The following is a 13,904-nucleotide window of genomic DNA, read 5'->3' on the forward strand; positions in this document are numbered from 1 at the left end:
TTTTACCATTTTTAACGGGAAAGGCCGTCTGAAACCGGGTGATGGCAATACCTTTTTTTTCAGACGGCCTGATGATTTGATTTTATTTGTTTCGCCTTCCAAACGCTTCCCTGACCACGTCCAACCAAGCCCTTAAGGCCGGCGTCGGGCGTTGGTGTTTTTTCCATGCCATGGTGAGCTGCCAGCGGATTTCGGGTTCGACCAAAGGAATGGCGGCAAAGACATCGGGATTGATTTTTCGGGCATAGTATTCGGGTAACAAGGCAATGCCCATATTGTGCGCCACCATGTCGGCAACCAAATTCCATTGTCCGGTACGGCAAACAACGTTGGGCGTAAAACCTTGATTGCGGCAGGCCGTCTGAATGGTTTCGTTGAGGGAAAAGCCTGCGCCGAACAGAATGAAGGGCTCGTGTTGCAGGCTTTTGAGCGTCAGCGCATCGTGTCTCGCCCGATTTTTCGGCATCAAGACCACCAGCGGATAGTCGCACAACGTGATGCTGTCGAAGTCTTCGTGAACCGGCGCGAGCAGCTGTCCGGCATCGAGTTCGTTGTTGCGCAAGGATTGCTCGATGGCGAGCGAGCCTTGTTCCAAAAACGACAATTCAATGTCCGGCCATTTTTGGTGGAAATCAAACAGCGCATGACTGAGCAAATCGCTGCCAAACAAAGCCAAACCCAAACGCAGCGTCCCGCTTTTGACATGGCGGTAATCGTCAATGCGGGCCAGCAGCAAATCGCGTTCGTGTAGAAGGTTTAACGCGTGGCGATAGACTTCTTCGCCGATTGCGGTCGGCTGCACCTGCCGCTTTTTGCGTCCGTTTTCTTTGCACAAAAGCGGCACGCCCAATTCTTCTTCCAAAGCCTGAATGATTTTGCTGACCGTCGGCTGCGTCAAATTCAACGCGGAAGCCGTGGCCGAAAAACTTTGCAGGCGGATGAGTTCGGTAAAACAATACAGGCTTTTAAAGTCCATTATTCCTCTAAGGCATGATTATTCGTTTAATAATTCATATTATGCAGAAACCAGGTTTCTATAATCAAGCCTTTCATTCAACACACACCCATATCATGGATTCCCTCACCAGATTTTTTCAGACGGCCTTGCAGCTTGCCATCATCGGCACAGTATGGGGCGTCTCCGACCTTATCGTCCGCTTCACGCATCTGCCTATTTCTTCAGGCGTATTGGGCTTGTTCCTCATGCTCGCCCTTTTGGGGCTCGGCATCATCCGCCCGGGCATGGTTGACCGCGGCGCAAAATGGGCATTGGGCGAACTCGTCTTTTTCTTCATCCCCATCATGGTTTCCGTCTTGCAATATCAAGACCTGCTGATGTCCGAAGGTTGGCAGCTGATTTTGACCATCGCCGTCGGCACCGCGCTCGTGATGATCAGCACCGCCCTGACCCTCGATTTCTGCTACCGCTGGAAACGCCGCCTCTACAAAAAACTCCACTCCTAAAAATAGAGAATAAAAATGGACTACACCGCCCTCGCCTGCTTCATCTGGACTTGCTTTGCCTATGTCGTTGCCAAAAAAATCCACCGCAAAAAACCCTTAATGATTTTCTCCCCCGTCGTTACCGTCTCCGTCAGCACCATCCTCCTGCTGCTGGCATTCGGCGTCAATTACGACACCTACCATAAATATACCCAAGGCATCGTCTTCCTGCTCACTCCGGTTACCGTTGCCTTTGCCGTCCCCATTTATGAAAACCGCGAAGTTATCCGCCGCCAACTGCCCATCCTCTCCATCGCCATTATGGTGGGCATGTTTGTCGGCGTAGTCAGCGCATTCCTCATGAGCCATATGTTCCACTTCAACAACGAAGTGACCAACAGCCTGATGGCGCGTTCCATCTCCACCCCGTTTGCCGTCGTCCTCGCCAGCGAAATCCACGGCTCCGCCTCGCTCGTTTCCCTGTTCACCATCATCACCGGCTTTGTCGGCATGATATTCGGCGACCTGTTTTTGGCCTTTACCCGCATCCGTTTCCACACCGCCAACGGCGTGGCATTCGGCAATGCCGCCCACGGCTTCGGCACATCGCGTGCCGGACAACGCCACGAAACCGAAGGCGTGATGGCCAGCCTGACCATGATTTTGGCCGGACTGTTTATGGTATTGTTTGGCCCGACCATGGTGCATTTGGTAATCTGGATGATGAGTTAGGCCCCGTCCTGATGACCATACACACAAAGGCCGTCTGAAACATATATTGGTTTCAGACGGCCTTTTATATTATGGAACGATTACAGTTTGAAAATAGAAGCCTCTGCTAAATCATGGATAGTATCCAACGCAGATGAACCTGTGCCATTGCTTGAATAGGTCGCATTGTCTGAGGAAAGACCGGCAGAAGAATCAAGAGGATCAGCCTCACCAAAGGCACGGCTCAAAAGTTCATCGCCATCGAAAGCTTTGGATTCCAATATCGGCTTCGCGGCCGGCTGCGCAGGCTCGAAACCTTCCCACTCACGCGGATCAAGGCGGATGATATGGTCATCATCATAGCCGTCATTAGGCCCTTTGCCTTCTCCTGAAAAAGTACCATCCCACTCGCGCGGATCGAGGCGGATGATATGGTCATCATCATAGCCGTCATTAGGCCCTTTGCCTTCTCCTGAAAAGGTACCGTCCCATTCGCGCGGATCGAGGCGGATGGTATGGTCATCATCATAGCCGTCATTAGGACCTTTGCCTTCTCCTGAAAAAGTACCGTCCCATTCGCGCGGATCGAGTCGGATGGTATGGTCATCATCATAGCCGTCATTAGGACCTTTGCCTTCTTCTGAAAAAGTACCGTCCCACTCGCGCGGATCGAGGCGGATAACAAAATCTTCAGAATCACTTTCTTTACTTGGTTGATGTACTTTAGCCATGAAATTCTCCTTAACAAATAAACGGATACTGTACCTAATGCCTCATAAAAGGCATTGCGGACTCTATTCTAGAACAAAGAAAACAGCGGGCAAAGATTGAAGGGAACAACGGTTTATTAACACGATAATTGGATTTAAATCCTTTTAAAACAAATAGATATAATTTATACATCATACCCGGCCATCTATTATTAAAAATCTTGCCCATGCCATCCACCAAGATGATTTCCCCTCTTCCGTCCCCTTGCTATGTAACAAAAAGGCCGTCTGAAAAATGACTTTCAGACGGCCTTTTCATTTGCTCAAGCCTTATTCTTTAGGCAGGCGCAGGACGGAGACGATGAATCCGCCCCAAATGACGATCAATGCGACAAGCATCATAATAATGGCTGAAATACTCATTATTCGTCTCCTTCACGTTCGTGTTCATGTTCGTCTTTGACGTTGAAGCCCTGACCGTGTTTCCACGGCAAGAACGACAGCAAGACCGACAATATGAGGATGGCGCCTACCATGCCCCAACCGAAGATATTGAGGAAGCTGTCAGGATAGCCGCTGTAATTCTCTTTTAAGAGGCCGGCAGTATCCTGATAAAGCATATAGCCGAGCATGGCGACGGTAACCACCACGCTGGCGGTCCACACTTTGCCGACACGGATGGAAGACAGCGCGTTCAAGTGATTGCGCAGTTCGGGCAGCTTGCGCAACAAAACAATCGCCAAAACGTAAACAAAACCGGCAGCCACAATGCCGTAAGTATTGATGAATTTGTCCAATACGTCCAACACAGGCAGGCCGGTGGTCGTACCGAACAGCAAGGTGGAAACAATCGCCATGGGAACGCCTGCAATCATCGTCGCGCTGACACGGCCGATGTTCATTTTGTCTTGAATCGCGGCCACAATCACTTCAACGATGGAAATCATGGAAGTTACACCCGCAAACACCAGCGAGCCGAAGAACAACACGCCGATCAATGCACCCATTGGCGCTTGGTTGATGATTGTCGGGAACGCGATAAACGCCAAACCGATACCGCTGGATGCCACTTCGCTGACTTCTTTGCCTGCGGCTTGAGCCATAAAGCCCAATGCGGCAAATACGCCGATACCGGCGAGCAACTCAAAGCTGCTGTTGGCAAAGCCGACAACCAAGCCTGTGCCGCCCAAGTCGGTTTTTTTCTTCAGGTAAGAAGAATAAGTAATCATGATGCCGAAGCAGATGGAGAGCGAGAAGAAAATTTGACCGTATGCGGCTACCCAGACTTTCGGATCCGCCAAACGGCTCCAGTCAGGCGTAAACAAAGCGTCCAAACCTTTTGCCGCACCCGGCAGAGTCAGCGCAATGCCCACCATGATGACAAACATCACCACCAACAACGGCATGAAGAATGTGGACGCACCGGCCACGCCTTTTTGCACGCCCAAAGCCATAATCGCCAGCGTAAACACCCACACGGCAATCAGCGGGCCGGCCACTTTGCCGACAAAGTCCAAGCCCAAGTCTTTGGCATCGGCCATTTGCAGGAAGTCTTTGAAGAAGAATGCCTGCGGATCCGCACCCCATGCAGAAGTAAATGAATAATAGGCATAGCTTGCCGCCCAACCGACAATCACGGCGTAGTAGATACAGATGATGACGTTGGTCAGGAAGTTCCACCAACCCACCGGCTCAAACCAACGGCCAAGGCGGCGGAAAGCCAAAGGAGGCGAACCGCGGTAACGGTGGCCGATGGCATAGTCGAGCAGCAACAGCGGAATACCTGCCGTCAACAGCGCAACCAAATAAGGGAGGACGAAAGCACCGCCGCCGTTGTCGAAGGCGATGTAAGGGAAACGCCAAATGTTGCCTAAGCCCACGGCCGAGCCGATGGCGGCAAACATAAAGGCACGGCGACTGCTAAACGTCGCGCGTTCGCTGGATTGAGAATTTGACACAATGAACCTCTTAAAAATCGAGTGTCGTCAAGGCCTCCCGGCCTTGCGCGTATATATTTAGAAATCAGGCCGGACAAAGCGGCCGGTTAAAATAGATATTCGGACAAGGATAATATCCGGTATTTAAAGAATGCACCGCTTATGGCCATGCAAACATAATCTGACCTTATCGTAAAAAAATTTAACACTGTTGGCAAGTCAGTATTGCATTAAAATCGCAAGGAAAATCTTCATGCACTACGACTAAAATCTTCATACACTTCTTTATATACAAACCAAACGCAACACCCAAGCCCCGTTTTTTCCTCCTCTTCACACTGACAACCGCCCTTGCCGCAAACCGCCTTTCCCTTATCCCGTAAGGAAAAGCGGCAACCCAACGCATTCAAATCCCCCGTCATCAAAATGTTTCAGACGGCCTGTTTCCCTCCGTCCAATCCGGGCCGTCTGAAAATTTCACTGTTGCATGTTGTAATCAAGAAACCGCTCCAAAATTCCGTTTAATATAAACAAAAACAATCCGCCTTTTTCTACACTCTTCATCACCATCATTTAAAATAAGCATAAAATATTAAAAATAAAATGAATAAAAAATAAAATAACAAAAAATCCAAAATAAAATCAATTTTAAACCCGTATTTCTACTCTAATCATCTACAATTAAAAATAATCGAATCAAAAAATTTCAATAAAACATTAATTACACAGCACTACAATTTTGCTATAATTGCCGCCATTCAATCCACAACCCAAACCCAAAAGAAGAGGAAAAGCCATGGGTATCAAAGTTGCCATCAACGGTTATGGCCGCATCGGCCGCCAAGTAGTGCGCGCTATTTTCGACTACAAACTGCAAGACCAACTCGACATCGTTGCCATCAACGCCAGCGGCAGCATCGAGACCAACGCCCACCTGACCAAATTTGACACTGTTCACGGCCGCTTTGACGCCGATGTTTCCCATGATGAAAAACACCTCATCATCAACGGTAAAAAAATCCCTTACTTCTCCACCCGCAATCCTGCCGAATTGCCATGGGGCGAATTGGGCGTTGACTTGGTCATGGAATGTACCGGCGCGTTCACCAGCAAAGAGAAAGCCAAAATCCACTTGGAAAGCGGCGCGAAAAAAGTGCTGATTTCCGCTCCCGGCGGCGATGACGTTGACGCAACCATCGTTTACGGCGTAAACGACGACGTGATTACCGTCGACATGACCGTTATCTCCAATGCGTCCTGTACCACCAACTGCCTGGCGCCCGTGGCCAAAGTGTTGAACGAAAACATCGGCATCGTAAACGGCGTGATGACCACCATCCACGCGCTGACCAACGACCAAACCGTCACCGACGTACGCCACAAAGACCTGCGCCGTGCTCGTAGCGGCGTGGAAAACATGATTCCGACCAAAACCGGCGCGGCAAAAGCCGTCGGCTTGGTATTGCCTGCCCTGAAAGGCAAACTCGACGGCCTCGCCATCCGCGTACCGACCGTCAACGTTTCCCTGGTTGACCTGAGCTTCCAAGCAAGCCGCGAGACTTCTGTCGAAGAAATCAACGCGCTGATGAAAGCCGCTTCCGAAGAAGGCCGTCTGAAAGGCGTTTTGGGTTACAACACCCTGCCGCTGGTTTCTATGGACTTCAACCACACTACCCAAGCCAGCACATTCGACTCTACGCTGACCAAAGTAACCGAAGGCAAAATGGTTAAAGTGTTCGCATGGTACGACAACGAGTGGGGCTTCAGCTGCCAAATGCTGAACACCGCACGCCGTATGTTCGGTTTGGAAGTACGTCCGTTCTAATCGGCTTCCAACGCAAAGGCCGTCTGAAACATCTTTTCAGACGGCCTTTTGTATTTCCTTTAAAATATTGCATTCCCATTTATTTTCAGACGTCCTCTTCATGTTTTCCAACGAATCCGCCCCCAACCTCCTGCAAGGCTTAAACCCCGAACAACTCTCCGCCGTAACCTGGCCGCCGCAATCCGCCCTTGTGCTGGCGGGCGCGGGCAGCGGCAAGACGCGCGTACTGACCACGCGCATCGCATGGCTTTTGCAAAGCGGTCAGGCCAGCGTACACAGCATTATGGCGGTAACGTTTACCAACAAAGCCGCCAAAGAAATGCAAACCCGACTCGGCGCGATGATTCCCGTCAACGTCCGCGCCATGTGGCTCGGCACGTTCCACGGTCTCTGCCACCGCTTTTTGCGCCTGCACCACCGCGATGCCGGCCTGCCCTCCTCCTTCCAAATCCTCGACAGCGGCGACCAGCTTTCCCTGATCAAACGCCTGCTCAAAAGCCTCAACATCGCCGAAGAAATCATCGCGCCGCGTTCGCTGCAAGGCTTTATCAACGCGCAAAAAGAATCCGGTTTGCGCGCTTCCGTCTTGAGCGCGCCCGATCCGCACACACGCCGCATGATTGAGTGCTACGCCGAATACGACAAAATCTGCCAACGCGAAGGCGTGGTCGATTTTGCCGAACTCATGCTGCGCAGCTACGAAATGCTGCAAAACAACGAAATCCTGCGCCAACACTACCAAAACCGCTTCAACCACATTCTGGTCGACGAGTTCCAAGACACCAACAAACTGCAATACGCCTGGCTGAAACTGATTGCCGGCAACAACACAGCAGTATTTGCCGTCGGCGACGACGACCAAAGCATCTACCGGTTCCGCGGCGCGCACGTCGGCAACATGACCGCGCTGATGGAAGAATTCCACATCGACGCACCCGTCAAACTCGAACAAAACTACCGCTCCGTCGGCAACATCCTCGCCGCCGCCAACGCCGTCATCGAAAACAACGACGAACGCCTCGGCAAAAACCTGCGCACCGACGCCGAAGCAGGCGACAAAATCCGCTACTACTCCGCCTTTACCGACCTCGAAGAAGCCCAATTCATCGTGGACGAAACCAAAGCCCTCGAACTCGAAGGCTGGGATTTGGACGAAATCGCCGTCCTCTACCGCAGCAACGCCCAATCGCGCGTCATCGAACAAAGCCTGTTCCGCAGCGGCATCCCCTACAAAATCTACGGCGGCCTGCGCTTTTACGAACGCCAAGAAATCAAACACGCCCTCGCCTACCTGCGCCTTGCCGTCAATCCCGACGACGACAACGCCCTCTTGCGCGTCATCAACTTCCCACCGCGCGGTATCGGCGCACGCACCATCGAAAACCTTCAGACGGCCTCAAACGAACAAGGCATCACCCTTTGGCAGGCAGCCTGCAATGCCGGCGCAAAAGCCACCAAAATCGCCGCCTTCGTCCGCCTGATTGAAGCCCTGCGCAACCAAGTCGGACAAATGCCCCTGTCCGAAATCATCGTCGGCATCCTCAAAGACAGCGGTCTGACCGAACACTACCGAACCCAAAAAGGCGACAACCAAGACCGCCTCGACAACCTCGACGAACTCGTCAACGCCGCCATCGAGTTCAAACCCGAAGACAGCAACTTTGAAACCCTGCCCGACAACATTTCAGACGACCCCGCCTTCCCCATCCTTGCCTTCCTCAGCAACGCCGCCCTCGAATCCGGCGAAAACCAAGCAGGCGCAGGTGAAAAAGCCGTCCAACTGATGACCGTCCACGCCTCCAAAGGCTTGGAATTTAACGCCGTTTTCCTCACCGGCATGGAAGAAGGCCGCTTTCCCAGCGAAATGAGCCTTGCCGAACGCGGCGGCCTCGAAGAAGAACGCCGCCTCATGTACGTCGCCATCACCCGCGCCCGCAAACGCCTCTACATCACCATGGCGCAACAACGCATGCTGCACGGACAAACCCAATTCGGCATCGTCTCCCGCTTCGTCGAAGAAATCCCGCCCGAAGTATTGCACTACCTGTCCGTCAAAAAAACCGCCTACGACAGCTACGGCAGCCCGCGCCAAACCGTCGCATCCAAAGACAAAATCATCGATGACTACAAACAGCCGCAAACCTACGCAGGCTTCCGCATCGGCCAAAACGTCCGCCACGCCAAATTCGGCACCGGCGTCATCATCGATGCCGTGGACAAAGGCGAATCCGCCCGACTGACCATCAACTTCGGCAAACAGGGCGTAAAAGAGCTGGACACCAAGTTTGCAAAATTGGAGGAGATTTAGAAATTAGAAGACTTGGAATGATAAAGGCCGTCTGAAAAATTTTCAGACGGCCTTTTAACATCTATCTATTAAGCCGAAAAAGCCTTATATGCCATTGAAACGATAATCAGCAAAACCGTTACAACCAAAACCTTACGAATAACTTCTCCGTTTGAATTAATAGCATGGAGGCTGCCAAAATGGTTGCCCAACAAATTTGCCAAAATCATCGGGATTCCGATTAGGAACGCCATTTTCCCTGCTATCAAGAAGGCAACAAATGCCCCGATGTTAGAAGCAAAATTGAAAATCTTGGAAGTAGCCGAAGCCTGCAACAACGACAATTTGTTAATGACAAACAAAGCAATGATGAAAATACTACCTGTACCCGGGCCAAAAAAACCGTCATAAAAACCAACAATCAGACAAGTTAAAAATACGGCAATAACGGATTTTTTTATTTCACCACGCTCGTCTTCTTTTTTCAGCAAAACACCTTTAAACAAAGTTGCCAACAAGCCTATGGGCAAAAACGCAAGAATAATGTAATTGATGGTTTCCACCGGAAGAATCAAAATGACTTTTGCACCGACAAATGCCCCAATTAAAGCCGCAACAATGCCAACCGGCACAATATGCCATACGATCGAACTGCTCTTCATAAAATTTTTAATCGCAGCCACCGTACCGATGGTACTCACCAATTTTTCCTGTGCCAACGCGACCTGAGGTGGTAAACCTACCATCAAAAATGCAGGAATCAAAATCAGCCCTGCTCCGCCCGCAATAGCATCGACATAGCCCGCAATCAAAGACGCGGCAACCAGCAGGAAAAGGCCGATATAAAAATAATCGGCAATAATACTGCCGGGAATAAATAATTGTTCCATGGATTGTTTCCTCTTGATTAAATTTTTTGTTATTAAAGATCGTTAACTGCTCAATACATCGCCCTTCTTCGTCAAAACATATTGATAAACTTCTTCTACCGTAGCCTCGTCATAGCTTTTGCCAAAGCGTTTTTTGTAGCCCAGTTCGTATAGTTTTACATGATGCCCTTCCGGGATTTCGACGCCCACATTTTCCAAACACGATTTGGCGCAATGCAGATGACAGCCGTCAATAACCAACATCGGCCGTCCGGACTGCGCTTTGCGTACCAACGGCGCGACTTTGCCGCCCACGCCGGAAATGCACGACATTTCAAATTCTCCGGCATGGTCGAGCGCTACGGCTGTGTTGTTGGCCAGCTGCGCCACATAGGAACATCCGGAACAAGAATAAAGTAAGGGAAGCTCATTGCGGTTAGGCATTTTCTATTTCCTTCGGTAGCGGTTTTTATCTTTATGTGTCCGCCCATGGTCAGTCTGTCGGGCGCATTATGCGTGGTATGCGGATATTCGGGTTGCACCCGTTTGCTTTTTTCAGACGGCCTACGGCTTATCCATTTATATATTAAAAGGCATCATAACTCAATACGATTAGTCATTCCAGAACAAAGCAGATGGCACCTTCTAAAAAATAAAGGCCGTCTGAAAACAGATAACGCTGCTTTTTCAGACGGCCTTTTTATTTGAAGTTAATGATTAGGCTTTAGGTTCGCCATCATTCTCTGCTTTGGGCGGAACGGGGGCAAACCAGCCGACCAGAAGCAACAGCAAGCCGACGATGATGAAGGAGACGATGCGCGCAATACCGCCGCTGTTGGAAAGCTCGATCAGGAAGAGTTTGACGACCACGATGCCCATCAGCGTCGCGCCTGTCATCCAGTAGGAACGCTGTTTGCGGCGGTTGCCGAGTACCATCAAGATGATGGCGGTTACTGCCCAAACGACGGAGAGGCTGGCTTGCAGGCCGAAGGATTGGAGCATGATGTCGAGACGCCAAGTAATGCCGTCGTAGAAATGCCATACGCGCATCACGCCTGCGCTGATCAGCATAAATGCCAAGGCGGAAACTGTGGTTGCCGTGGTACGGCGAAGCTCGGGCGGCAAGGCTTCGGGCAGGGATTTCAGGGCAAACCAAAGCATACCGGCGCTGGCAAGTTCCACCGGATTAAGCACGGGAATATACGGCAACGGCGAAGGTTGGAACGGCGTGGAGAAGTTGGTCCACAGCATCCAACAGGCGGCGGCAAGGGCGCACAACGGCATAGCAAAATGCTGATAAATGGCTTGATGCCGTCTGAAAAATGCGCGTTGGCGCTGCGTATGGAAAACAATCCACATTGCCAAAGGCACGACCAGCCATGAAAGCTGAGTCCAAACGCCGGAGAGGAGGCCGCCGACATACAGCGCCGTCCAAAGCGTCCAAAGTATGCCGAGTATTGTGATATTGAGTTTGTGCAGCCAAATCAGATCAGGGCGCGGATAATTGTTCAGAATGATGAAGTTCAACACGGTAGCGGCGGCAAGCGGCAAGGCTGCGGCGGCTGTCCATGCGTGTTCGGTATGGTAGAAGACAAAATGCAGGGCAAACACGGGCAGGAATGCCAAGTTTGCCTGCAGCAATTCTTCCCATTTCAAACGTTTGGCAAACAGCAGCAAGCCGGCAAATATCGGCCACATCCACAACTCGATAAACAGGGTTTCCTCGCCTGTCCATTGCATATAAAGGGCGTAGCTGCCTGTTGCCAACGCTGTAAGCAGGATGATCCAGCCTGAAACCTGCGCAAAGTAAACCTCGTTTCCTTCCGGCTTTTCACTTGCAACCGGCACGCGCGGATATTGCAGCGCGTAGGCAGCCGCAAACAGCAAAGGCGTAGCGGCAATAAGGTACAGATGGCTCAGGAAGCCTTGGGATTCATAAATAATGCCGGATTGCAGCAACAGGGCGAACAATACATTGCCCAAGGCAAATGTGATAAACACATTCGGCTCATGTTTGCGCCGGCAGAATGCCCACGCCGCCGCCAAAGCGGAGAGAGCGACAATGCTGCCTTGGTCGGCCAAGAAAAGCAAAGGCAAAATAGAGATGTACAGCAAGGCGGCAGACAACACGGCCGTCTGAACGGATTTTTCCCATTGCGCCGAACCTTCGCGACGCGAGAAATACCACAGCAAGTAAATCGCTGCTCCGCCAAGCAACACCACGACCGTCGTAAACCACTGTCCTTCCAGAACGGTATCGGTGCCGAAGTTCTGATAATTGCCCAGCTGAATCAGTGCCGCCAAGAGATAAACCATCAGCGCACCCAAACGGATATGCGGACGCTGTTGGCGCAAACCGAAGAAATAAACCAGTGCGGATTCGGCACTCCACAAAATAACTGTATTGCTTGGTTCAAAATAAAGCGGAACGGCAATCGTGAGGAACAACACCGCCAACGCAAAAAATGCCTGACGCAAAATATACAGCCCCTGCTGACGTTTCAGCAGCAGCGCGGCCAGTGCGTAAACAGCGGCAAAACCCAATGCGGAAAGCGCATCCGCAGACGGCCAATGCTCCACCATGCGGTATTGCAGGCCGAACGCCGCCGCCATCGTGCCAAACAATAAAGTATGGTCGAGGACATGCACGCGCAGGCCGTGTGTATAAATACTCTTGCCGATTTCTTCCAAAGTCGCATTGTCGGCAATCGGCGTAACGCTGTCTTCGCTGTTTTCCGTCAACTTACGGCGTGCGAACAGATACGCGATAAAGGTATAGAGTAGCCAGTGGTAAATCAGGAAAGGCTCGGTAGTGGCGAAATGTTGCGGCGTATAACTTCGCATGCCCCACAGCGCGGCAATGGCAAAAGTAGCGACAAAACCCGTCAGGTTCAGCGGACGCCATGCCTTAAACCACGCAATCGCGGCCACACCGCCGTTGAGCAGGGCAAGATAAGAAAACAGCACCAAATAATTGCCGCTGCCGTCTGAAGTCAGCAAAGGCGCGGCCATACCGCCGATTAAAGCAACCTGCGCCATAATTTGCGCATTCTGCCTTACCGCCAGCCACGCCATCAGCACAACCATCGCCACCATCAGCCCGAACACGACCGACACAGGCAGCAGCGGATGCAGTTTCAACGCCGCCAACGCCGTCAAATACATCACCGCCACGCCGAAACCCTGCAACACCAAGCCATATTCACGCTTACGGCTTTGCAGCTTCCAGCCGCCGACCACCGCCGCCAAACCCGCGCCTGCCACAGTCAGATAACGCAGCTCCACCGGCACATGAACCCGCTCGGAGGCATAGCGCAAGAGGAACGCCAAGCCGAGGAACAACACCACAATACCGGTTTTCAACAGCGGATTACCGCGCAAGAACCAAGCAACCATCGGATTGTCGGAAAACTTGTACTCTCCGCCTTCCACCTTATCTTTATGGATAACGAATTGACGCGATGGCGCTTCTTCTTTTTCAGACGGCATCGAAGCAATAACAGCCTCTTCCTTAGGCAGCCCTGCTTGTTCAGCAACAACCGGAGCAACCGCCCCGACAACTTCTTCCGCAACAGGCTCAGACGAAGCAGCAGCCTTGGCAGAAACAGGATTAATAGGTATAGAAAAAGAAGGAGCAAACGCCTCTTCAATCTTCTGCTTAACAGGCGCAGCTTCCGCCTCAGGCTCAATCCGAACATGAAGCGGCTCAGAGGCCGTCTGAACATCGGCAACAGCCCGAGCCTCAAGCCCCTGCCCTACCTTCGCCTCATCACGGACAGCCTCATGCTCCAACACCGACAAACGCCGTTTCAGCAGCTCGACTTCCTGCTCCAGCTTCTGCATCCTGTCGCCTGCCGTAGCAGATTCAGCCAAACGCTCTTCTTGACGCTGTTTGGCAATCGACCAAGCAACCAGCCAAAACAACGACCCAATAATCACGCCCGTGGCCATCTCATCAAGAAAATAGCCGATCATAATAGGAATAAGCAGGCCAAAAAACTGCATGAAACACCTGTTTGATAACAATAAGAATATGCCGATTGTAACACCGGCAACATTATTCATGAAAAAAAGAGACAAAAGGCCGAGAATAAAAGCATACGGCAAATAGAAGATAAAGAA

General features: G+C 51.3%; 11 protein-coding genes. 4 read left to right on the plus strand and 7 right to left on the minus strand.

The genetic code is table 11. The features are described from left to right. Window positions 1-82: 82 nt before the first annotated feature. Window positions 83-976, minus strand: a complete 894-nt coding sequence (locus ACTHRY_RS00860) for a LysR family transcriptional regulator (protein ID WP_049322215.1) — start codon at window positions 974-976, stop codon at window positions 83-85. Between the two features lie 14 nt (window positions 977-990). Here ACTHRY_RS00860 and ACTHRY_RS00865 point away from each other — a divergent pair, with 14 nt between their 5' ends. Continuing rightward, window positions 991-1,464, plus strand: coding sequence for a CidA/LrgA family protein (locus ACTHRY_RS00865; protein WP_049322216.1), 474 nt, complete (start codon window positions 991-993; stop codon window positions 1,462-1,464). 15 nt (window positions 1,465-1,479) lie between these two features. Next, window positions 1,480-2,175 carry an LrgB family protein gene (locus ACTHRY_RS00870; RefSeq protein ID WP_003748143.1) on the plus strand — a complete coding sequence of 232 codons (696 nt, stop codon included), beginning with the start codon at window positions 1,480-1,482 and terminating at the stop codon, window positions 2,173-2,175. An 80-nt stretch (window positions 2,176-2,255) separates the two neighbouring features. On the opposite strand, the gene ACTHRY_RS00875 is transcribed toward ACTHRY_RS00870, so the two are convergent. The 3 genes from ACTHRY_RS00875 to ACTHRY_RS00885 all read right to left on the minus strand — a co-directional run bounded on the left by ACTHRY_RS00875 (window position 2,256) and on the right by ACTHRY_RS00885 (window position 4,822). Further along, window positions 2,256-2,885, minus strand: coding sequence for a hypothetical protein (locus tag ACTHRY_RS00875; protein ID WP_440373969.1), 630 nt, complete (start codon window positions 2,883-2,885; stop codon window positions 2,256-2,258). Window positions 2,886-3,194: 309 nt separating this feature from the next. Next, a complete protein-coding gene (locus tag ACTHRY_RS00880) occupies window positions 3,195-3,287 on the minus strand; it encodes a methionine/alanine import family NSS transporter small subunit (RefSeq protein ID WP_049323088.1) in 93 nt (30 codons plus the stop codon). Next, complete coding sequence (locus ACTHRY_RS00885) at window positions 3,287-4,822, minus strand: sodium-dependent transporter (RefSeq protein ID WP_049323089.1); 1,536 nt, start codon at window positions 4,820-4,822, stop codon at window positions 3,287-3,289. The genes ACTHRY_RS00880 and ACTHRY_RS00885 overlap by 1 nt, the downstream gene beginning before the upstream one ends. Window positions 4,823-5,597: 775 nt before the next feature. Here ACTHRY_RS00885 and gap point away from each other — a divergent pair. Next, window positions 5,598-6,626, plus strand: a complete 1,029-nt coding sequence (gap, locus tag ACTHRY_RS00890) for a type I glyceraldehyde-3-phosphate dehydrogenase (RefSeq protein WP_049323091.1) — start codon at window positions 5,598-5,600, stop codon at window positions 6,624-6,626. Window positions 6,627-6,726: 100 nt separating this feature from the next. Beyond that, window positions 6,727-8,934 carry a DNA helicase II gene (uvrD, locus tag ACTHRY_RS00895; RefSeq protein WP_049323092.1) on the plus strand — a complete coding sequence of 736 codons (2,208 nt, stop codon included), beginning with the start codon at window positions 6,727-6,729 and terminating at the stop codon, window positions 8,932-8,934. Between the two features lie 68 nt (window positions 8,935-9,002). On the opposite strand, the gene ACTHRY_RS00900 is transcribed toward uvrD, so the two are convergent. The 3 genes from ACTHRY_RS00900 to ACTHRY_RS00910 form a co-directional block, all read right to left on the minus strand. Next, window positions 9,003-9,803 (minus strand): sulfite exporter TauE/SafE family protein, encoded by an 801-nt coding sequence (locus ACTHRY_RS00900; protein WP_049323093.1) that lies wholly within the window; start codon window positions 9,801-9,803, stop codon window positions 9,003-9,005. Window positions 9,804-9,845: 42 nt separating this feature from the next. Beyond that, the gene (locus tag ACTHRY_RS00905; RefSeq protein WP_049323094.1) at window positions 9,846-10,226 is read right to left on the minus strand and encodes a putative zinc-binding protein; all 381 of its coding nucleotides are present in this window, start codon (window positions 10,224-10,226) and stop codon (window positions 9,846-9,848) included. 273 nt (window positions 10,227-10,499) lie between these two features. Further along, a complete protein-coding gene (locus ACTHRY_RS00910) occupies window positions 10,500-13,787 on the minus strand; it encodes a DUF2339 domain-containing protein (protein WP_152901086.1) in 3,288 nt (1,095 codons plus the stop codon). Window positions 13,788-13,904: the final 117 nt, after the last annotated feature.

It is taken from the genome of Neisseria sp. P0004.S004, from assembly GCF_051963335.1.
In the GTDB taxonomy this organism is placed as follows: Bacteria; Pseudomonadota; Gammaproteobacteria; order Burkholderiales; family Neisseriaceae; genus Neisseria.